18 protein-coding genes are annotated in these 18275 nt (G+C 52.5%); 8 read left to right on the top strand and 10 right to left on the bottom strand.

Annotated elements, in window-relative coordinates; genetic code table 11:
• Positions 1-53 precede the first annotated feature (53 nt).
• Together J0A68_RS11565 and J0A68_RS11570 are read left to right on the top strand one after the other, a co-directional pair.
• Positions 54-1283 carry an MFS transporter gene (locus J0A68_RS11565; RefSeq protein WP_206578370.1) on the top strand — a complete coding sequence of 410 codons (1230 nt, stop codon included), beginning with the start codon at positions 54-56 and terminating at the stop codon, positions 1281-1283.
• A gap of 46 nt (positions 1284-1329) precedes the next feature.
• Complete coding sequence (locus J0A68_RS11570) at positions 1330-2709, top strand: glycoside hydrolase family 140 protein (protein ID WP_206578371.1); 1380 nt, start codon at positions 1330-1332, stop codon at positions 2707-2709.
• Here J0A68_RS11570 and J0A68_RS11575 read toward each other — a convergent pair.
• From J0A68_RS11575 to J0A68_RS11590, 4 genes are all read right to left on the bottom strand, one after another.
• The gene (locus J0A68_RS11575; RefSeq protein ID WP_206578372.1) at positions 2706-2945 is read right to left on the bottom strand and encodes a YgdI/YgdR family lipoprotein; all 240 of its coding nucleotides are present in this window, start codon (positions 2943-2945) and stop codon (positions 2706-2708) included. The two genes, J0A68_RS11570 and J0A68_RS11575, sit on opposite strands and share 4 nt — an antisense overlap.
• Positions 2946-3391: 446 nt before the next feature.
• Complete coding sequence (locus J0A68_RS11580; RefSeq protein ID WP_206578373.1) at positions 3392-4435, bottom strand: hypothetical protein; 1044 nt, start codon at positions 4433-4435, stop codon at positions 3392-3394.
• 104 nt (positions 4436-4539) lie between these two features.
• On the bottom strand, positions 4540-4941 hold the full coding sequence (locus tag J0A68_RS11585; RefSeq protein ID WP_206578374.1) for a group III truncated hemoglobin: 402 nt from the start codon (positions 4939-4941) through the stop codon (positions 4540-4542).
• On the bottom strand, positions 4938-6182 hold the full coding sequence (locus tag J0A68_RS11590; protein ID WP_206578375.1) for an alkaline phosphatase family protein: 1245 nt from the start codon (positions 6180-6182) through the stop codon (positions 4938-4940). The genes J0A68_RS11585 and J0A68_RS11590 overlap by 4 nt, the downstream gene beginning before the upstream one ends.
• Positions 6183-6547: 365 nt before the next feature.
• Between J0A68_RS11590 and J0A68_RS11595 the strand changes: the two genes are divergently transcribed.
• Positions 6548-7222, top strand: coding sequence for a YiaD family glycine zipper/OmpA-like lipoprotein (locus J0A68_RS11595; protein WP_206578376.1), 675 nt, complete (start codon positions 6548-6550; stop codon positions 7220-7222).
• On the opposite strand, the gene J0A68_RS11600 is transcribed toward J0A68_RS11595, so the two are convergent.
• On the bottom strand, positions 7219-7725 hold the full coding sequence (locus tag J0A68_RS11600) for a GNAT family N-acetyltransferase (protein ID WP_206578377.1): 507 nt from the start codon (positions 7723-7725) through the stop codon (positions 7219-7221). The two genes, J0A68_RS11595 and J0A68_RS11600, sit on opposite strands and share 4 nt — an antisense overlap.
• Before the next feature lie 91 nt (positions 7726-7816).
• On the opposite strand from J0A68_RS11600, the gene J0A68_RS11605 reads away from it, so the two are divergent.
• The 3 genes from J0A68_RS11605 to J0A68_RS11615 are packed head-to-tail and all read left to right on the top strand — an operon-like array spanning position 7817 to position 9499.
• On the top strand, positions 7817-8164 hold the full coding sequence (locus tag J0A68_RS11605) for a PadR family transcriptional regulator (protein WP_206578378.1): 348 nt from the start codon (positions 7817-7819) through the stop codon (positions 8162-8164).
• Positions 8165-8183: 19 nt separating this feature from the next.
• The gene (locus tag J0A68_RS11610) at positions 8184-8864 is read left to right on the top strand and encodes a hypothetical protein (protein ID WP_206578379.1); all 681 of its coding nucleotides are present in this window, start codon (positions 8184-8186) and stop codon (positions 8862-8864) included.
• Positions 8861-9499, top strand: a complete 639-nt coding sequence (locus J0A68_RS11615) for a hypothetical protein (RefSeq protein WP_206578380.1) — start codon at positions 8861-8863, stop codon at positions 9497-9499. Before J0A68_RS11610 ends, J0A68_RS11615 begins: the two co-directional genes overlap by 4 nt.
• Positions 9500-9550: 51 nt before the next feature.
• Here the strand turns inward: J0A68_RS11615 and J0A68_RS11620 are convergent, their stop codons facing one another.
• The 5 genes from J0A68_RS11620 to J0A68_RS11640 form a co-directional block, all read right to left on the bottom strand.
• Positions 9551-10684: a DUF819 family protein gene (locus J0A68_RS11620; RefSeq protein WP_206578381.1), complete on the bottom strand. Its 1134-nt coding sequence runs from the start codon at positions 10682-10684 to the stop codon at positions 9551-9553.
• 23 nt (positions 10685-10707) lie between these two features.
• On the bottom strand, positions 10708-11460 hold the full coding sequence (locus tag J0A68_RS11625; RefSeq protein ID WP_206578382.1) for a hypothetical protein: 753 nt from the start codon (positions 11458-11460) through the stop codon (positions 10708-10710).
• A 10-nt stretch (positions 11461-11470) separates the two neighbouring features.
• On the bottom strand, positions 11471-12568 hold the full coding sequence (locus J0A68_RS11630; RefSeq protein WP_206578383.1) for a DegT/DnrJ/EryC1/StrS family aminotransferase: 1098 nt from the start codon (positions 12566-12568) through the stop codon (positions 11471-11473).
• Positions 12549-13838: a glycosyltransferase family 4 protein gene (locus tag J0A68_RS11635; RefSeq protein ID WP_206578384.1), complete on the bottom strand. Its 1290-nt coding sequence runs from the start codon at positions 13836-13838 to the stop codon at positions 12549-12551. Before J0A68_RS11635 ends, J0A68_RS11630 begins: the two co-directional genes overlap by 20 nt.
• 334 nt (positions 13839-14172) lie before the next feature.
• Positions 14173-15627, bottom strand: coding sequence for an NADP-dependent isocitrate dehydrogenase (locus J0A68_RS11640; RefSeq protein ID WP_206578385.1), 1455 nt, complete (start codon positions 15625-15627; stop codon positions 14173-14175).
• Between the two features lie 320 nt (positions 15628-15947).
• Here J0A68_RS11640 and J0A68_RS11645 point away from each other — a divergent pair, with 320 nt between their 5' ends.
• The gene (locus J0A68_RS11645) at positions 15948-16733 is read left to right on the top strand and encodes an enoyl-CoA hydratase/isomerase family protein (protein ID WP_206578386.1); all 786 of its coding nucleotides are present in this window, start codon (positions 15948-15950) and stop codon (positions 16731-16733) included.
• A gap of 15 nt (positions 16734-16748) precedes the next feature.
• Positions 16749-18254, top strand: coding sequence for a lipopolysaccharide biosynthesis protein (locus J0A68_RS11650; RefSeq protein ID WP_206578387.1), 1506 nt, complete (start codon positions 16749-16751; stop codon positions 18252-18254).
• The last annotated feature ends 21 nt before the right edge of the window (positions 18255-18275 follow it).

An 18275-nucleotide genomic window follows, 5' to 3' on the forward strand; every position in this document is an offset into this window, starting at 1 on the left:
TGAGCCGTTTCAAGCTAAATTTTCTCAACCCAAAAACCAAAAAGTATTCTTATATGACCCAAACCATCAATCGTGGCGCCCTCTTTAACGCAAGCTGTCTGGCGCTCATCACCACCGCGTTTTCCTTCTCGATACGCGCAGGCATCTTGCCCCAGCTGGGCGACTCTTTCGGCTTAAGTGCTGAGCAGTTAGGCTTTATCAATTCCATGTGGTTTTTCGGGTTTCCGATTTCCATGATTTTGGGAGGATTGTTTTATCACAAAGTTGGCCCGGCCAACATTATGCGAATCGCCTTTATCACCCACACGCTAGGCATTTTGTTGACGATCTTTGCAGGCGGCTACACCACCCTGCTGATCTCCACACTCTTCATCGGATTTGGCAACGGCTGTACCGAAGCCGCCTGTAATCCACTCATCGCCGATATGTACTCCGGCACCACCCTCAACAAGATGCTCAACAGATTCCACATGTGGTTCCCTGGAGGCATTGTGCTGGGCTCCCTGATCTCCAAGTTTATGACCGACGGAGGTTTTGCTTGGCAGACACAGGTATGGGTGATGATGATCCCTACCATCGCCTACGCGGTGTTGTTCTTTGGCAAAACCTTCCCTAAACCGCACGTCGAAGCGGCTACTTCCATTGGCTCCAACATCAAGGCTATGGTGAGTCCAGTGTTCATCTTCCTGTTCTTTGCGATGGCGCTGACCGCGATCTCCGAGTTTGGCCCTCAGCAGTGGGTAGGCCTGATCATGGGTGCCAGCGGAGCTAGCCCTATGCTGATCTTGGCCTTGACTACAGGCGTGATGGCTGTCGGCCGTTTCTTTGCCGGCCCGGTGGTCAAAGCCCTCGGACAGACTGGCGTATTGCTGGGAGGATCCATCTTCGCGGCAATCGGAATCTTCCTTTTCAGCACCGTTACCGGCCCAATGGCCTATGTAGCCGCACTGGTGTTTGCGATTGGCGTATGCTACTTCTGGCCAGTAATGGTGGGAGCCGTAGCCCAGAGAGTGCCGCTCTCCGGAGCGCTGGGCATGTCCATCATTGGTGGTGTGGGTATGTTTTCGACCGCGATCTTCCAACCTATCATCGGTGGATGGATCGACGAATCCAGAGCTACGCAAAGCGCAGCAGGCCTCGCGGGTGATGCGCTGGAGCTAGCGGCAGGACAGGAAACGCTTCAGAAAATGCTCCTTTTCCCGGGCATTCTGATCGTCTTGTTTATCATCTTCTTTGTCTGGCAAAAAGGCTCCAAGCCTGCGACAGCGGCAGCGGCACACTGATCCACTTCAAGGCAGCCTTCGGGCTGCCTTTTTTTATGCCTATGCGATGAGAAAACCCCTGCTTTCCACCCTGCTGGCCCTCTTCCTTTTCCTAGAAGCCATGCCTCAGGAAATCTCCGGCCCCATCCAAGTCCATCCCGAAAACAGGTTTTTGATGACGGCCGATGGCAAGCCATTCTTCTGGACGGCTGACACGGCCTGGGAGCTTTTCCACAGGCTCGACGAGAAACAAGCCACCGCCTACTTGGACAAAAGAAAAGAGCAGGGGTTCAACGTGGTCCAAGCCGTAGTATTGGCGGAGCTGGACGGCATCCACACACCCAATGCAAATGGCGACCTCCCATTCTCAGGCCTGGAGCAATGGGAGTATAATGAGGCCTACTTCCGCCATGTGGATTTGATACTGGATTTGGCGGAAGAGCGCGGCATCCACATGGCGCTCTTGCCTACCTGGGGCGACAAGCTGTTCAAAAACAAGTGGGGCATAGGCCCGGAGATCTTCACTCCCGTCACCGCCTATGCCTACGGAAAATGGATCGGAAGCCGCTACAGAGACAGGAAAAACCTGGTTTGGGTACTTGGAGGTGACAGAAATCCAAGAAGTGGCTCGGAAGACGCCGAGGTATGGAGCCAAATGGCAAAAGGCATCCTCGACACCCAAAATCCCGAAAAACCCATCTTGATCACCTTTCATCCCCAGCCTACCTCTCCTGGGGGCAGCTCCAACTGGTTTCATCAGGCCGACTGGCTGAGTTTCAACATGCACCAAACTGGCCACTGTCCTGAAGAGCCTAGCTTTGAAAAGATTACCCACGACTATCAGTTGAATCCCACCAAGCCTACCATCGACGGCGAGCCGCTCTATGAAGAGCACCCCTATTGTTTCAATGCCAAAGAGGAGGGCTACAGCGAAGCGGCGGATATCCGCAGGATCATGTACTGGAATGTCTTCGCCGGAGCGGCGGGACAGACCTACGGCTGCCACGCGGTCTGGCAGATGTACGATCTGGACAAGACTCCGGTCAATGGCCCCCTGAAGCCTTGGCACAAATCCCTGGATCTCGAAGTCGCCAATCAGATGAAGCACCTGAAAAACCTCATGCTGAGCAGGCCCTATTTCGAGCGCATTCCAGACCAAGGTCTTATTGCCGAGGGGCAGAAGAATGATCGCAGCCTAGTGTCGGCGACCCGAGACAAGGCGGGAACTTATGCCCTCTTCTATTTTCCGGATGGAAAAGCGATTGCGATCGATCCCACTTCTCTCAAAGGGCAGGTTTTTCAGGCAACTTGGCTGGATCCCCGCACGGGAGTTACTTTTCCCGACAATAAGCTTACCTCAGTCCCAAAGGGCAAGCGGCTATCCATCACTCCTCCGAGCTCCGGTCGGGGCAACGATTGGGTGTTGATTGTAGATGCGATGGACTAGTTGCCACAGGTGTAGGACGTGTACTCCGCCTCGCTCAGAGACCAGAGCTTTCCGTCTTCGTCCCGGTAGGTGACTGTACCGGTGCTTTCCAGTATCTCGATGTCATTGGCAGTGGAGATCGTCCGCCCGTCCACCAGCTCGATCGTGCACGGACCCTTCACTCGGGTGATGTCGGAGATTTCCTCGCAGGAAAACAGAATCAGAAAAGCAGGCAAGAGGCAAAGTTTCCGCATCATAAAGTAGGCTTGGCCTAAAAGTAAGCCAAAAATAGAAACTGGAAAAACCTAGCCTAGGACCTTAGCGTTACCTTCCGCACCGATTCTTCGCCAGAAACTGCCTTTCCATCGAAAAGAAGGAAAAGGGAAAAGATTAAAAAATGTACTAAAAATCTAAATCAAGGAAACTGTCATCCTCTTTCTAGTCGCTGAGTCTGAAAAAAAGTAAGTTGTTTAAAAAATCACCCTTATCTCTCATGTTTTAAAGATCGTTCGTTGGCTTAGGATCAAAAGAACATCAGAAAGTTAACCCCACCTATATCCAAATCCGAATTGGTTCGTCGTGATAGGGGAAAAGCGATTCGCAGGCCTCACTAGCATTTTGGAAATCCTGCGCATCCGCTCTCAGGTTTTGCAAAAGGGATCCGAGATTCTCAGGTTTTTAGTAAAAATTGCAAAAAAGTGGCCTAAAAGGTCTGCGCGGCATCGGCGGAACGGCAGGCACTGAGCACATGCTGCTCAAAAGCACGGTCAGATTTGAGAATGTCAAAAAAGTCCTGGATGTACCGTCGACAGGCCTTGCCATCAGCATCGGCAAAGTAAGGCCCGCTCTCGGCAATGGTCTGAAAGATCTGGTCTTCCTTCGCCAGTATTTCCTGCCGAATCGCCTGCATCAGTTCGGGATCCCGGCAGAATCCCCGGTAAAGACGATCCGTGACCCGATCTATCCCAATTTGGTTGTTGACTTGGGCGTAGGGAGGATTTACCAAGCCAGTCATGTCAAAGTCATAAGGCAGGGGAACGATGGTCTTGTCTTCCAGCATCAGCACTTTCTCATTGTGCTGAAAGAGGCCTGACCAGTCCGTATTGCCTATCATGAGCTGAAAGAAATCATGACGGACGGTAGCCGAGTCCTCCATCAGCGTGGGGATGATCTTCTTTTCATCCAAGATCTTGCCCCCAAACCTATCCGCCACATCGTCGTCGTCCTCGATGAAAAAACCCAGCAGCTCCACCGTCTCCTGTTTTTTGTCGTCCAAATCCTTGAGCCGAACGCGCAACAGGCGGGTGTGAAAGGAAAAACTGGCAATATCCTCGTACAGCTGGTAAGCCAGGTATTCCTTCCCTACGTAGTTTCCGGCGTTCTTCGCCTTGGAGCAGGGCAGGACGAGCTTTAGATTCCGGTCTCCTTCAAAGAGGGTGTTTTCGGCCTGCTTTTTTTTCATCTTTACCCGCATCGGCGGATAATAACAGTTTTCAAGCCTAAAGTTGCCGCGGGTTCTGATCTCCACCTCCACGGTGTCCATCTTTCCATCCACCGCCTCAAAAACCATCCGGGATTCCAGAAAAGTCGAGTCGTTGGTTTCTGAGCGCAATTGTTTGATTGAAAACTCCAGTTCGATCAGCATCGGCTCCTTGGAGTCAAAGAGATTTCCTTGGGAAAAAGCCGGGAGCCCTGTACCCCAAGAAAAAAGCAAGACGACAAAGCAGAATACCCACTGTGATTTCATACGACCGGAAGTGCTATCGTGGAATATCAAAAAAATCCTACTGGAATAAATATAATCAAAAAATAGCCGACTGCCGGTATCGGCTGGTTTCTACTTCCGAAAACTCATGATGTTCTCGGCCGCGCTTCCCAAATGCGCATAAACAGCATGTGGGCCATTCTGCGGGCATGCTCCTTGGCATAGTCGGCATGCTCCCCTTCAAAATACTCGTCAATCGTGCCAAACCACAGCTCCAGCCAGTTGCCGAAATGGACTTGGGAGATGCTGTGGTCCACCTCCGCGTCCACTTGCTGGTGAACGCGAGTGGGATTGAACTTCCCCCTCCCCGGTCCCGTCTGCAGGAGGATCATTTCCCAGAAATCCGACAGGTGGATCAAGTGTGTCTCCCAATCCTCCACGATGCCGTTGAACACCGGACCCAGCGTCTCATGATCCCTCACCCGATCGTAGAATCTCCTGACCAAAAAGTCCACGTCATCCCGGCTTTCTATCTTCAGCTTTTTCATTTCAAAACAGGTTGAAGCACCTCAGTCTTGCCATCGACACTCTCTGGGATGGGCAGGCCCAAAATCTGGCAGATCAGCGGATAGATATGGATGTTTTGGAAAGGCTCGATCTGAACCCCCGACTTGATCTGGGGGCCGTTGGCGTAGAAAATCCCCCAGAGCTCTCTGTGCTTCGGACTGAAGCCATGCTCGCCAAAAGTCTCCGTCTTCAGCATCGCCGAGCGGTTTTGGTAGCGCATCATCCCCCGGTTGTCGGCCAGGTAATATCCAAATTCCGGAATAATCAGGAAATCACCTACCCGCTGGGGATAGGCGCTGATGTCGCTGTAGTTCTCGTTTTTCACAAAGTCATCCACCGCAACATGCGCGCTGCGGGACTGGATGAGCTTGATGGCCTTTTCTTGTTCTGCCTTGTTTGCCAAATGCACGTGGGCCAAAGCCCCATTGTTGACCACCCGGGCGTCGATGCCTTCGGTCAGTTCGTCCAGGTTGATGAGCTTGTCCTTTTGCACATCCGCCATCCCGTGGTCGGAGACTATGATTACGTTGATGGGGAGGTCAAAGCTCTTGATCCCCTCGAAGAGCGCACCCAGCTCATGGTCCAGCTGGGTGAGCCTTTCCTTGAGTTTTGCATCGTTGCTCGGCCCATAGGCATGCCCCACATCGTCCATATCGGAGAAGTAGAGGGCGATAAAGCGTGGCCGTTCCGTATCCGGCAGCTGCAGCCAGTCGAAGACCTTGCTGACGCGGGTCAGATTGGGAACCGTGCCGTCGTAGTCAAAGTACTCGCTGGGCCGGATCCCCTGCACTGGAGCCTCCGAACCGACAAAAAAATAGCTGACTGCCTTCATGCCGTTGTTTTCCGCCAGCACCCAAAGCGGCGTGCCTCCATACCAATAGCCATCCTGCACGATGTCCCGATTGCCCATGTTGTACACCTGGTCTTTGAAGGGCTCGTAGAAGGAATTGTCCACCAGGCCATGGTGCTCGGGCAGCATCCCGGTGGCGATGGTGTAGTGGTTGGGAAAAGTCTTGCTGGGAAAAGACGGGATCAGTCCTTCGGCTGCAGTCCCGCCTGCGATGAAGCGGGAGAGGTTTTCTGGCTGAAATCGCTCCACATAGTCATATCGAAATCCATCCAGCGAAATCAGGATCACGATGGGTTCGCCATTTTTCTCTTGGGAAAAAACCTGAGGCAGTCCCAGAAAAGCGAGAAAAACAAAAGCCAAAAAGCGCTTCATCTTTTTTTCTTTCAAAAATACCACTCCCGCTTCCGAATTCAAGCCCGTCCTTCACACAAATCTGCGCAGTGAAGAATCTTTAACGCCTGTTTAACACCGGCGCAAAGTGAGGATATTTTTACACAGTCAAGACGATGTATGAAAAACCTCCAAGGCCAGCCATCGGCTAGGCTACCTTCCCGACACCTGGCTTTCCCTCGCCCCTTTCCATCAGAGAACACTTCCAAATCCATTGAAAACCAAAACCTTTCACAGTTCCACCATCGCCCAGACAGCCGCTAGACCAGTTTTTCAAAAGCGCTTCTGTCAGTCGTAAACGAGGATTGGACTGCCCTTTGATTTCGGAACCATAAATTTTAGAAATCATGAAAACATCCAATCGAATTTTATTGGGAATAGGTCTACTGGGAGTCTTGGCGGCCGCGCCCTCCTGCAAGACCAGCAACGCGGTGAAAGGTGCCGCCATCGGAGGTTCCGCAGGTGGCGTGCTTGGCGGCGTGATCGCAGGCAAGGAAAACACCGTCACGGGAGTGCTGATCGGCTCAGCGATCGGAGGCACGGCCGGGGCTATCATCGGAAACGAGATGGACAAGCAGGCCGCGGAACTCCGCAAAGATCTGGAAGGAGCCAAAGTCGAGCGCGTGGGAGAAGGGATCAAGATCACCTTTGACTCGGGCCTTTTGTTTGGTTTTGACCAAGCATCCCTGACCTCCACTTCCCAAGCCAATCTGCAGGATCTGGCTACGACGCTGAAGAAATATGAGGACACCAACATCCTGATCGAAGGCCACACCGACAGCAAGGGAACCGAAGAGTACAACCAAGAACTCTCCCAGCAGCGAGCCAACTCCGTCAGCTCCTACTTGGCAGGCTTGGGGGTTGCTCCCGGCAGGATATCCGACGTGGGCTATGGAGAGAGCATGCCCGTCGCCAGCAACGACACCGAATCGGGCCGATCCAGCAACCGACGGGTGGAAGTTGCCATCTACGCAAACAAGAAGATGCAGCGAATGGCCGAAAAAGGTCAGCTCGGCGACTAAAAGTCGATCCGCATCAGATGGTCCGTCTGGATCTCGTCCCCAAAAGGGAAAGGATGGCTTCCGAAGATTCGGAGGCCATTTTTTTCATAGAATCGGATCGCCCGCGCATTGTGTTCCCACACGCCTAGCCAGAGGTATTTTTTCCCGTTTTGCTTCCCAAAGTCTATGGCGGTGTCCAAAAGCTTTTTTCCCAAACCCGACCCCAAATGCTCCTCCAGTACATAAAGTCTGGAGATCTCCAGACTCTCTGGGTCATGGATGTCCGTCTGCGCCGGAGTCTGGTTGACCTTCAGGTATCCGACGATCTCGTCCCCGTCCTCAGCGACAAAAAATGTAGAAGCTGGATTGGAAAGTTCTGTTTCCAGTTGGCTGGGTGTGAAGGCCTCCTCCAGATAGGCGCTGACGTTTTCGGGTTTGTTTCCGGCGGTGAAGGCCTGGAGAAAGGCCGTGCGGGCCATGTGCACCAGATCGCCGAGGTCTTGGGTTTGGGCTTTTCGGATCATGGCTAAAATTTAGCAAAAAGCGAAAAGAAAATACACCTATGAATCTTAGGTATAAAAGAAATCGATATATTGGAGCTTCATTGTCAAGCCCATGTCCAGCAACGCTTTATTGAAAGGAAGCCTCCAAACGATCATTTTGAAACTTCTCGAAGAAAACGAGAAAATGTACGGCTACGAGATCACCCAGCGCGTGAAGGAGCTGACCGCTGGGGAATTCAAGATCACCGAGGGGGCGCTCTATCCAGCCCTGCACAAGCTCGAAGCGGAAGGCCTACTCAGCACCGAAATCCAGCAAGTGGACAACCGGGTGAGGAAATACTACAGCCTGACCCGATCCGGCAAAACCGAGGTCAGCTCCAAGCTGGCCGAGCTCCGGGCCTTTGTAGAAAACATGCAGCGCATCGTCAATCCCGGCTTGAAGCCTGATTTCAATATCTGATTTTTTAAAAACCGCGGAAATGAGAACACTCACGCAAACCGAACTGGAGCAAGTCAAAAAAGCCATCACAGCCAAGGGCTTGAGCTCGGCGGAAATCCTGCTGGAAATCTACGACCACTACGTGAGCCATTTGGAGCGGTTTGGCGAGGGAGACTTCGAAGGGCAACTGAAGGAATTGGAGGAGAAATTCCCCTACAGCTATTGCCACTCCCTTCAGGCAAAATTTGCCAAAGCCTCGAAAAAAGAGATTTTCGGCCTCCAGTGGACCATCTTTAAGACCTACTTCACATGGCCCAGATTTTTCGCCACCGCGTTTTTTTTGGCATTCATGCTCGTCGTGTGGGATACGATCGACAACAGGACAAAGGGCCTGACATTGCTAGTTCCCGTGGTTTTTTCCATGCTGCTTACCGGATGGATTTTTTACAAATCCTACCGAAAAGTAAAAGACATCAAGGGTACTTTAAAAAGTCAGACCACCATCAAATCCTCCTATTTGGACGCCATTCTCGGACAGTTCTCTTTGCTTACTTCTTCTCTCAACTTGCTGATATTCGTCCCGAAAATCTTCGGAACGCGCAATTTCTTTGACTCCCCCTACTTCTTGGCCATTAGCTTCTTTCTGCTCTTCGGCTACGTGGCCTACACGCTGACGCTCTTCGAAGCTTGGAAAATCAAATCAAAAACTGCCTTGATATGAAAAAGCCTAACAATACTCCGCTTACACCCGAGCAAATCGCAAAGATCCAGTCGTCTTTGGCCTTCGGCTCGATTTTTTACGAGGACATCAAAGCGGAATTGGTGGATCACTTCGCGACAGCTATCGAAAATGATCTTGGGGGAGAAAAGTCTTTCGAATCGCTTTTATTCGAAAAACTATCCCAGTTAGACTTGACAAGATTCCAGCGACAATTCATTTTCCAGGCACATCTGGGAGCTGCCAAGGCGCTTTTCCGCAAAGTTTCGGCACGACTCCTCTTTAAAGTCATCCTCATAACCATTGTGCTGGGAGCGTGCGTGAATGTCTTTTCGCACACCACGCCCCACTTCGCCGAAACAGCCTTAAAGACGGCGGTCATGGTTGTTTTTCTGGCTATCGCGGCAGCAGGACTATTCAAGGCAAGATTTCTGAAAAACTCCCAAATCGTAGCGTCTGGCAACACCGTCTTTCTGATTGCCATTCTAAGTCAACCTGTCTTGCGTCTCGAATGGCTACAATGGACAGGCTTTTCTGACCAAACCTTGCTGTACGCTTTCACTTTCTGGTTTTGTCTTTTGCTTACCGCCGGATATCGATTGCTTTCCGAAACGGTCAAAAAAAGCCAACTCGCGTGAACCTCACGTCCAAATAGACAAGCCATCCCTACCGTATTCCTTCTTTCCCCATCAAATCATCCCAGCCACCGCAAAGCCCACATAAGTCCCCAGCGCGTTGCCCAGACTGCCGACCAGCACACCGGGAATCAGTAGGTCTGGGCGATCCAGACTCTCCGCCGCCGCAATGGCCGTGGTATTCCCGCCCACGTTGGCTTGGGAAGCAACAGCGATCACATCCCAATCAATTCGGACCAGCGCACCGACTCCAAAAATCACCGCACCGTGGATCAGCACAAGCAAGCCCACAAACAGGAACAGGGTCAGGGCCAGCGAGCCGGTACTGGCCAACGCACCCAGATCACAGAGCGTGCCGATCACTGCCAGGAAGACGAGGATGAAAAAGAACCCCAGCGTATGCTTGCCACGAAGTGCCTTCACTGCGGGAACCTGCGCCAGCACCAGGGCCAGCGTCGTCAGCACCAAAATCTCCGGCACCTGCGGGAAATAAGCGGCAAAGACCTTGCTCAGCGCCATTCCAAAGAGTCCCAGCGCCAAGATCATGCCCAAGGAAGAAATGGACACCGTTTCCTCGGTTACCAGTTTTTCCTTGGATTTGGCAGAAGCAAGTTTCTTTCTTGGAAACCGTCTTTGCAAAAACTTAGGCAAGAGCAGGGTCGCGATGATCCAAACCGTCCCCACCACGCTATCCACCACCGTGGTTGCAGCGAAGAGATTCCCGTTTTCGTTTACCCCATAGTGCAGCGCGATGGCGTTGAAGTTGATGCTTCCGCCGATGTAGGTTCCGGTGTACATCCCAGCCACCGCCGGAGCCAAGTCGACAAGCTCAGCGGCGGGACTGACGACCAACCAAGCGACCAGCACGCCGATCACCGTCGCTGCCGAGCCGAGCAAAAACATCAGCAAAAGCGGCAATCCCGCGTTTTTGAGGCTCTTCAAGTCCACCTCCAGCAAGGCGATAAAGATCCCAAAAGGCGCCAAGTACACAAACACGCCATCATACACCGGACTGCCATCCATCGCACTGGGGATGATGCCCAGATTGGAAAAAGCCGCGCAAAGCAGGATCACCCAAATCGGCGTACCCACGGTCTTGCCCCAGCCAAACCTCGTGAGCCAGTTGCCTACAAAGACGGTGAGGCAAAGTACGGCGGCGATAAAAATCGGGTCTTGGAGAAGGGACATAGGGGAAATTAGGAAAAAAGCGTTCAATCCTCCGATTTCGAAGATCCCATATCGACAAACTTTCCAGTCATTTTTGAGCGAGAGGGATTATCCACCACAAATTTGACCTGTATGACATCTCCCTTTTTAAAAGAGCCGATGGACGTAGTTCCCCAAAAGCTCCCTTGGTACACTTTTCCCCCAAAATCAAATTCATAATTCACTACATTGACATAGCCTCCCTTCAAATACCGAGCGCTAACCGATGTAACTGTCGCAGAAGTATGGTCTGTTTTCCGCGCTAAAAACTTTAACTCTCCAATAGACCCGAGGTGAAAAATGAATCCGAATCCTCCAACCAGAAGGACCGCCACTAGCACATTGAACCACCGCCGTCTAGCCTCCTGCTTTTCCAGCACCTCGAATCTGACTTTCCAAAGACCATAGTTTGTTTCGCTTAAGGGCGCTACAGACTCATTGGCTGAAACGAAGCCCAATCGCTTAAAACCATCATCATTTTTCAAAAACAACTTCAGTGCTTCCCCCATTTCTTCCACCGAAGCTGGTGCGCTCTCTGAGAAGTATTGCACCCCATTCTCCTCAAATACAATGGCCAAACCATCGCCGCTTAGGTTTCCGCTTACGTCCATCCAATTTTTTGAATCCCTCTCCAACGTCACAGAATTGAATCCTGACCAGTCCAGCGAATGGATCAACTCGCAAACCACTTGCTCCGTGGCAAATTCCGCAACCAGCTCTTGTGCCCCGCTCAAACCTTTCATTGCTAATAGCTTCATCGGCACCGAGTTATTGGTTCTTTGTTTCAAAAAATGCAACCATCGCCTTTGTCACAAAATCCACTTCCTCCTCTTTCAAAAAAGGATTCAAAGGCAAAGAAAGCCCTTCATCGGCTAGCTTTCTGGCATTTGCAAAATCGCCCTTCGTCTCAAACGGCTTCAAACCCGGCACAATCGCCGGATAGTGGATCGCCGTTCCGACTCCTTTTTCCGCCAAAAAGCCCGTCAACTCGTCCCGTCTTGAGCTTTGAACCACGAAAAGGTGGACATTGTGATCCGCTTCCAAAACCCCCTCGGGCAGCTTGAGCGCTGCAACCTGTGAAAGCCCCTCCAGATAGCACTGGGCAAGTACTTTACGCTTTTGCTGGTTTGCTTCAAAACCCTCCAAAAAGACATTGAGGAAGGCGGCCTGAATGGTATCAATCCGACTGTTTCTCCCTACCAAGTCATGCTGATCCCGCAGGGGTTGTCCATGATTGAGCAGCAGGCGGATTCGCCCGGCGAGACGTTCATCCTGAGCCAGACACATTCCGGCCTCACCCAGGGCGCCCAGGTTTTTGGTCGGGTAAAAACTCAGGCAGCCCACGTCGCCCCAGGTTCCGGCGGCTTTTCCATCCTGAAAAGATCCGAAAGCCTGAGCGGCATCCTCGATCACTTTCAGTCCCAAGTTCCTTGCCTTTTCCGTCAACTCCTCCATTCGCACCATCTTCCCATACAGGTGCACGGGAATAAGCGCTTTGGTTCTTTTGGTTACGGCATTTTCCCAGTCGTCTTTCAGCAAGCCATTTTCATCCGTATCCCAAAAGACCGGCTTGGCTCCCACCATCAGCACCGCCTCGGCCGTGGACACCCAAGTCATCGCGGGCACTATCACCTCATCCCCCGGACCGATCTCCAAAGCGCGCAATGCCAGCTCCAGCGCATCGGTGCCGTTGGCGCAGGGGATGGCGAAACGGGACTGTAGAAACTGGCCGACCGAACGTTCAAACTTCGCTACCTCCTCCCCTCCGGAAAAAATCCCCGCGTCCAGCATCTCACCAAACTTGGACTTCAGGCGCTGCTTGAGCGCCTCGTCCATGCGCTTCAGGTCAAGAAAGGGTATGTTCATCCAAAATTTTGGCTAGGTCGTGGGCAAGTGCCTGTCGGGAAAAGCGGTCTATCTTCGCCTCGGATTTGGCGGCACCGTCTCCGTCCATCAGCTTTCGCAGCGCAATCTGGATCTTCACAAAATCCTCGTGGCGGATGACTTCCCCGCCTCCGGCTTCCGCAAGGATCTTGGCGGAGTCGCCGGTGGGATCACCCAGCGCCAGCACCGGCACGCCCGTGGCGAGGTATTCGAAGAGCTTTCCGGGAATATTCCCCTGGGCATTTTTGGTATCGGTGAGGATCAAAACCAGTGCATCGGCTTTGGCATAAAAACCAAAAACCTCCCCGTGCGAGACGTAGCCGGGGAAAAACACCCGCTCGCTGAGCCAAGCATCCGCTTGCACAAAGTCGCGAACCTGCTCAGAAACTTTTCCCACAAAGGTCATCCCGACTTCCTCTCCCGTCTCGACAAACTCCTCCTTCATCGCCTTCAGCACCGGAATGGGATTGCGGATGGAGTCGATCACCCCGGAGTAGACCAGATGGAGCTCTCTTTCCTTTTTCGCTTTGGGTGAAAAGTCGGCAGGCAAATCCGCCGGGTCGTAGCCATTGGTCAGCAGGTTGATCTTCCTTTGAGCGAGCTTTTCCAGATCATGTTGGAAAGTCGGGGAAATCGTCAGAACGGCGTTGGCCTCATTCAGCACGCTTTGTTCCAGGCTTTGATGTCGGCGCCGGACAAGATCAGTCATCGGCAGCTTATCGAGAAACTCCCACTGCGACCAGGGATCTCGGAAGTCGGCGATCCAGGGCAAGCCTGTTTTGCGCTTCAGCTCCAGCCCGATCAGGTGCATGCTATGCGGCGGACCCGTGGTAATCACAGCCTGAAACTGCCCGCTTTTCGCCAAGTCCGCCAGAAATTTCACCGAGGGCTTTACCCAAAACACCCGCGGATCAGGCACGAGCAAGTTGGCACGCATCCAAATGGCGGCCTTTTCCAAAAAGCCCCGATCCTTCTGCTCCAGCAGCCTTCCGGGATGGGTTTTGGACTTGCGTTTTACTTTGGAGAAAAGCTGGTAGGGTTCCCAGATCGGAAATTTGATCACTTCCAGATGCTCTGGGATTTCCTTCGCCAGACTTTCGTCCTGTAGGTCAAAATCAGGGTTTTCCGGCGTAAAAATCACCGGCTCCCAGCCGGATTCGGGCAAGTACTTGGCAAACTTCAGCCAACGCTGCACGCCCGATCCTCCGCTTGGCGGCCAGTAGTAGGTGATGATGAGAACTCTTTTTTGCATCGTTGTACAAAGTACCAGGTACAAAGTACAAAGTACAAGCCCGAGCAAAAAGAAAGGGAGAAAGTTTCCCTTCCCCCTTTCCGGCTGATAATCTATAAGGACATTTTATATGGAGTAGGCATAAACAAACTCGACTATGGTAAGCAATAACAGCAAACCAGCAACACCTGCCAGAACCTTCACTGCTTTACCATACTGTCGCTTATCTTTCTTCATCAACCCTACTAGTAAAAACCAGAAGATCAACGCAACACCTCCAACAGTGGCTAGCATTTTAACCGATGAAATTATCTCCATACGTTACGCCAAGTACTCTATTAGACCTCTTTGAATCTTACTCTCCTTGCGCCAGCGAGTAAGCTCTTTTGCCTTCAAAGCTGTACAAATTCGCGGTCTGGATAAACTCGATTCCCAAATCAGAAATCTGCTTCAGCAAGTCCAAGATCTGCGCCGGGCTGATCACAGCTTGGTCGGCAGTCTGGAATCTACATCTCCAGTGGTCGGTGCAGAAGGTTTCTTTCATGCCAGCTGGAAATACTTTCACACCTCGGTTGGTGATGAGCTGGAGCTGAAGTCCGCTGGCATTCGCAGCGCGGAGCTTTTCACCCAAGACGTTCGGATCGCGTCCGTCCTCGTCCCAAGCCACAAACACATCCACACCGATCAGTTCCTTTTTCTCGGGAGTTCTCGCCTTCAGTTTGGTATTCATCGGCGTGGTGTCTTCCTTGTCGAAAGCCGCCGGTATCATATTCGCCGGGCTTTGACCCAGTCTGGCGATCACCGCCTCGGCAAACTCAGCGGTGCCGACCTTCTTGGAGGAAAGCCCTTCCTGATAGATGTCGCCGGTGTGGATACCGTCTTCCAGGGTTTTCATCCAAGCATTGGCGATTTTCTCAGCCACTTCTGGCTGGCCGATATGCACGAGCATCATGATGGCGCCATTCAGCAAGCCAGACGGGTTGGCGATGCCCATCCCGGTAATGTCCGGCGCAGAACCGTGGATCGCTTCGAACATGGCCACTTCCTCGCCCACGTTGGCAGAGCCGCCCAATCCTACCGAACCGGTCACTTGAGCCGCCACGTCGGAGATGATGTCCCCGTAGAGATTCAGCGTCACGATCACGTCAAAGATCTCCGGACGATCCGCAATCAGCGCAGTTCCGATATCGATGATCTTGTGGTCGGTTTTGATGTCTGGATATTCCTTGGCGATCTCGTCAAAAGTCCTGTGGAAAAGTCCGTCGGCCAACTTCATGATGTTGTCCTTGGTCATACAGGTCACCTTCTTACGACCGTATTTTTTGGCGTATTCAAAGGCGTAGCGGATGATCTTCTCAGAACCAGGCTGGGAGATCAGCTTCAGGCTTTGCACCACTTCCTGGGTCTGTCTATGCTCGATGCCGGCGTAGAGATCTTCCTCGTTTTCGCGGATGATGACCATGTCGGTCTTCGGGAAGTGCGTCTGGATAAAAGGCGAATAGGACTTGCACGGCCTCACATTGGCGAAAAGGCCAAAGGAAGTACGGGTGGTCACATTGAGTGACTTGAAGCCTCCCCCTTGCGGAGTGGTGATGGGCGCTTTCAGGAAGACCTTGGTTTCGCGGAGGGACTCGAAGGCCTTGGGCTCCATGCCAGAGCTCACCCCTTTGAGGTAGACCTGCTCCCCGATCTCGATGACATCGTACTCAAGTTGCGCGCCTGCGGCTTCGAGGATGTTGAGGGTGGCGGTCATGATTTCCGGACCGATCCCGTCGCCGTAAGCCACTGTAATTTTTCTCTTGGAAGACATATTTACAGGAGGTTTTGTTGTGTTTTTAGGAAAGCCAAAAGTAAATAAAAATGCCTGAAGGCGACGGGAATCGGGTCTTTTATTCCCCAAAAGGCAGGCAGTCGCTTTCAGCGGAAAGCTTGGTCTCCGCTTGTTTTCGACCTACAAAAAAGCAAGCCCGGCACTTTTCCCGAAACATCCCCTTCCCACGGCCCCAAAGCAGGCTATTATCTTTCATTTTGGGGTTTTGGACAAAAGTCCGCCCTGCCTAATTTCTGCCTTGGCTGATTTGGCTTTGTACCCCCTAGGTGTATATTTGTTTTTCCACACCCAATTCGCTTATGGCAGATTTGCAAAATATCCTGACCGAAGAAAAAAACGGCATTCTCTACCTGACCGTCAACCGAGAGGAAAAAATGAATGCGCTCAACTTCGACACGCTGGAGGAAATCAAAGGCATTTTTGAGGAAGCTGAAGACAACAAAGCCATCAAGGCAGTGATCATCACCGGCGCGGGAGAAAAGGCCTTCATCGCCGGAGCGGACATCAGCGAGATTGCCTCGCTCAACGAGGTGAATGCACGGAAATTTGCCGAAAACGGGCAGGAAATCTTCGCCATGATCGAAAACTGCCACAAGCCCGTGGTCGCCGTCACCAACGGCTACACCCTGGGCGGAGGCTGCGAACTGGCCATGGCTTGCCACATGCGCATCGCGACGGCAAACGCGAAATTTGGCCAGCCCGAGGTCAACCTCGGCATCATCCCCGGCTACGGAGGCACCCAGCGGCTGACCATGCTGATCGGCCGCGGCAAAGCCAACGAGCTCATGATGACCGGAGACATGATCGGAGCCGAAGAGGCCAAGAGCCTCGGCCTCGTCAACCACGTGCTGCCTACCAAAGCCGAAGCCATAGAAAAAGCGGAAGAAATCATCGCCAAGATCATGAGCAAGGCCCCCTTGGCCATAGGCATGGTCATCGACTGTGTCAACGCGGCCTTTCTCAGCGACGAAAACGGCTACCAGACCGAGGCCAACAGCTTTGCCCGCTGCGTGAAATCGGGCGACTACAAAGAGGGCACTTCGGCATTTTTGGAGAAAAGAAAACCCGTATTCAAAGGCGAGTAAACTCCTCGCTCCCGCATGAGTAACCTAAAGAAACTTGCCGGCCAGACCGCCATCTACGGACTGAGCAGCATCCTGGCAAGGTCCATCAATTTTTTGATGATCTTCGTCTATACTTCCTACCTGGACAAGGAAGTAGTGGGCTCATTTACGGGCATCTACGCCCTGATCGGGTTTCTGAACATCATCTTTACCTACGGGATGGAGACCTCGTTTTTCCGATTTTCCACTGGGAAAAGCCTCGATCCCCAGCGGGTCTACAATACCACCCAGTCCCTTCTGATCACTTCCACGCTCTTTCTCGGAACGGGGATCTACCTCTTGGCGCCTTGGCTGGCGGAGCTGCTGGACTACCCGGGACAGGCCTACCTCTTTCGCTGGACGGCCTTGATCCTGTCGTTTGACGCGATTTTGGCGATCCCTTTTGCAAAGCTGAGGCTCAACAACCGCGCTTTTGCCTTTGCTGGCGCCAAGATCATCAACGTCCTGCTCAATGTCTTTTTCACTCTGCTGCTCATCGTGTGGATCCCCAGCCTGATCGGCTCCGGTCTGATGCAGGATGGCTTTCTCGGCTACCAAAGCGACTGGGGCGTGGAGTACATCTTGCTCGCCAACCTGTTTGCCAATGGGCTGATCATTCCCTACGTGTGGTGGCGCGCGGGATTTTTCAGCTTTTCCCTGGAAAAGGAAATCATCCAACCCATGTGGAAGTATGCGCTTCCGCTGCTCTTCATGGGCTTGGCCGGAGTGACCAACGAACTGGTGTCGAGACTTCTCTTTGAATACCTCCTGCCGGAAAACTTCTACCCCGGTCTGAGCCCTCGTGAAGCCGCGGGGATCTTTGGCACCAGCGTGAAGCTCGCCATCCTGATGAACCTGGTCATCCAAGCTTTCAAATATGCCGCGGAGCCCTTTTTCTTTGGAAAGTCCGGCGACAAAAACTCCCCTCAGCTCTATGCGAACGTGATGCATGCTTTTGTGATCTTTTGCTCGGTACTGATGGTCGCCATCTCGGTCAATCTCGACTTGGTAGGCTACCTGTTCCCGGCTGGTGAAGGCTACGACTCGGCCTTTTTCATCGTGCCGATCCTCCTGATGGGCTATCTGTTGCTGGGGATTTATTTCAACCTCTCGATCTGGTTTAAGATCACCGATCAAACCAAGTACAGCTTTTGGATCACCTTGGCCGGGGCGGTGGTGAGCGTGGCCGTGATCTTTGGCGCAGTGCCTACCTTGGGCTATCTGGGCGGAGCGCTGAGCACGCTGATCTGTTATCTCGTGATGACGGCGATGTGCTACTACTATGGCCAAAAGCACTTTCCCATCCCCTACCAAACCGGCCGCGACATCAGCTACTTGGTCTTGGCCTTTGCCTTGAGCTATGCGGGCTTCTTTCTCGACCTAGGCTCGGGCGGGTTAAACTTTTTTGCCAAAAACAGCCTTGTCATATTGTTCTTGGCTTGGATTGCCTACTGGGAAAAAGACCTGCTCGGCGCGGTTTTCCAGCGCAAAAAGTCAGTCTGACCCAGCCCGGTCCTTTGTCCC

The organism is Algoriphagus oliviformis (assembly GCF_017254915.1).
In the GTDB taxonomy this organism is placed as follows: domain Bacteria; phylum Bacteroidota; class Bacteroidia; order Cytophagales; family Cyclobacteriaceae; genus Algoriphagus; species Algoriphagus oliviformis.

Excerpts from the sequence above, each read along its gene's own strand:
- J0A68_RS11565 (WP_206578370.1), top strand. The coding sequence starts at position 54 with ATGACCCAAACCATCAATCGTGGCGCCCTCTTTAACGCAAGCTGTCTG.
- J0A68_RS11570 (WP_206578371.1), top strand. The coding sequence starts at position 1,330 with ATGAGAAAACCCCTGCTTTCCACCCTGCTGGCCCTCTTCCTTTTCCTA.
- J0A68_RS11575 (WP_206578372.1), bottom strand. The coding sequence starts at position 2,945 with ATGATGCGGAAACTTTGCCTCTTGCCTGCTTTTCTGATTCTGTTTTCC.
- J0A68_RS11580 (WP_206578373.1), bottom strand. The coding sequence starts at position 4,435 with ATGAAATCACAGTGGGTATTCTGCTTTGTCGTCTTGCTTTTTTCTTGG.
- J0A68_RS11585 (WP_206578374.1), bottom strand. The coding sequence starts at position 4,941 with ATGAAAAAGCTGAAGATAGAAAGCCGGGATGACGTGGACTTTTTGGTC.
- J0A68_RS11590 (WP_206578375.1), bottom strand. The coding sequence starts at position 6,182 with ATGAAGCGCTTTTTGGCTTTTGTTTTTCTCGCTTTTCTGGGACTGCCT.
- J0A68_RS11595 (WP_206578376.1), top strand. The coding sequence starts at position 6,548 with ATGAAAACATCCAATCGAATTTTATTGGGAATAGGTCTACTGGGAGTC.
- J0A68_RS11600 (WP_206578377.1), bottom strand. The coding sequence starts at position 7,725 with ATGATCCGAAAAGCCCAAACCCAAGACCTCGGCGATCTGGTGCACATG.
- J0A68_RS11605 (WP_206578378.1), top strand. The coding sequence starts at position 7,817 with ATGTCCAGCAACGCTTTATTGAAAGGAAGCCTCCAAACGATCATTTTG.
- J0A68_RS11610 (WP_206578379.1), top strand. The coding sequence starts at position 8,184 with ATGAGAACACTCACGCAAACCGAACTGGAGCAAGTCAAAAAAGCCATC.
- J0A68_RS11615 (WP_206578380.1), top strand. The coding sequence starts at position 8,861 with ATGAAAAAGCCTAACAATACTCCGCTTACACCCGAGCAAATCGCAAAG.
- J0A68_RS11620 (WP_206578381.1), bottom strand. The coding sequence starts at position 10,684 with ATGTCCCTTCTCCAAGACCCGATTTTTATCGCCGCCGTACTTTGCCTC.
- J0A68_RS11625 (WP_206578382.1), bottom strand. The coding sequence starts at position 11,460 with ATGAAGCTATTAGCAATGAAAGGTTTGAGCGGGGCACAAGAGCTGGTT.
- J0A68_RS11630 (WP_206578383.1), bottom strand. The coding sequence starts at position 12,568 with ATGAACATACCCTTTCTTGACCTGAAGCGCATGGACGAGGCGCTCAAG.
- J0A68_RS11635 (WP_206578384.1), bottom strand. The coding sequence starts at position 13,838 with ATGCAAAAAAGAGTTCTCATCATCACCTACTACTGGCCGCCAAGCGGA.
- J0A68_RS11640 (WP_206578385.1), bottom strand. The coding sequence starts at position 15,627 with ATGTCTTCCAAGAGAAAAATTACAGTGGCTTACGGCGACGGGATCGGT.
- J0A68_RS11645 (WP_206578386.1), top strand. The coding sequence starts at position 15,948 with ATGGCAGATTTGCAAAATATCCTGACCGAAGAAAAAAACGGCATTCTC.
- J0A68_RS11650 (WP_206578387.1), top strand. The coding sequence starts at position 16,749 with ATGAGTAACCTAAAGAAACTTGCCGGCCAGACCGCCATCTACGGACTG.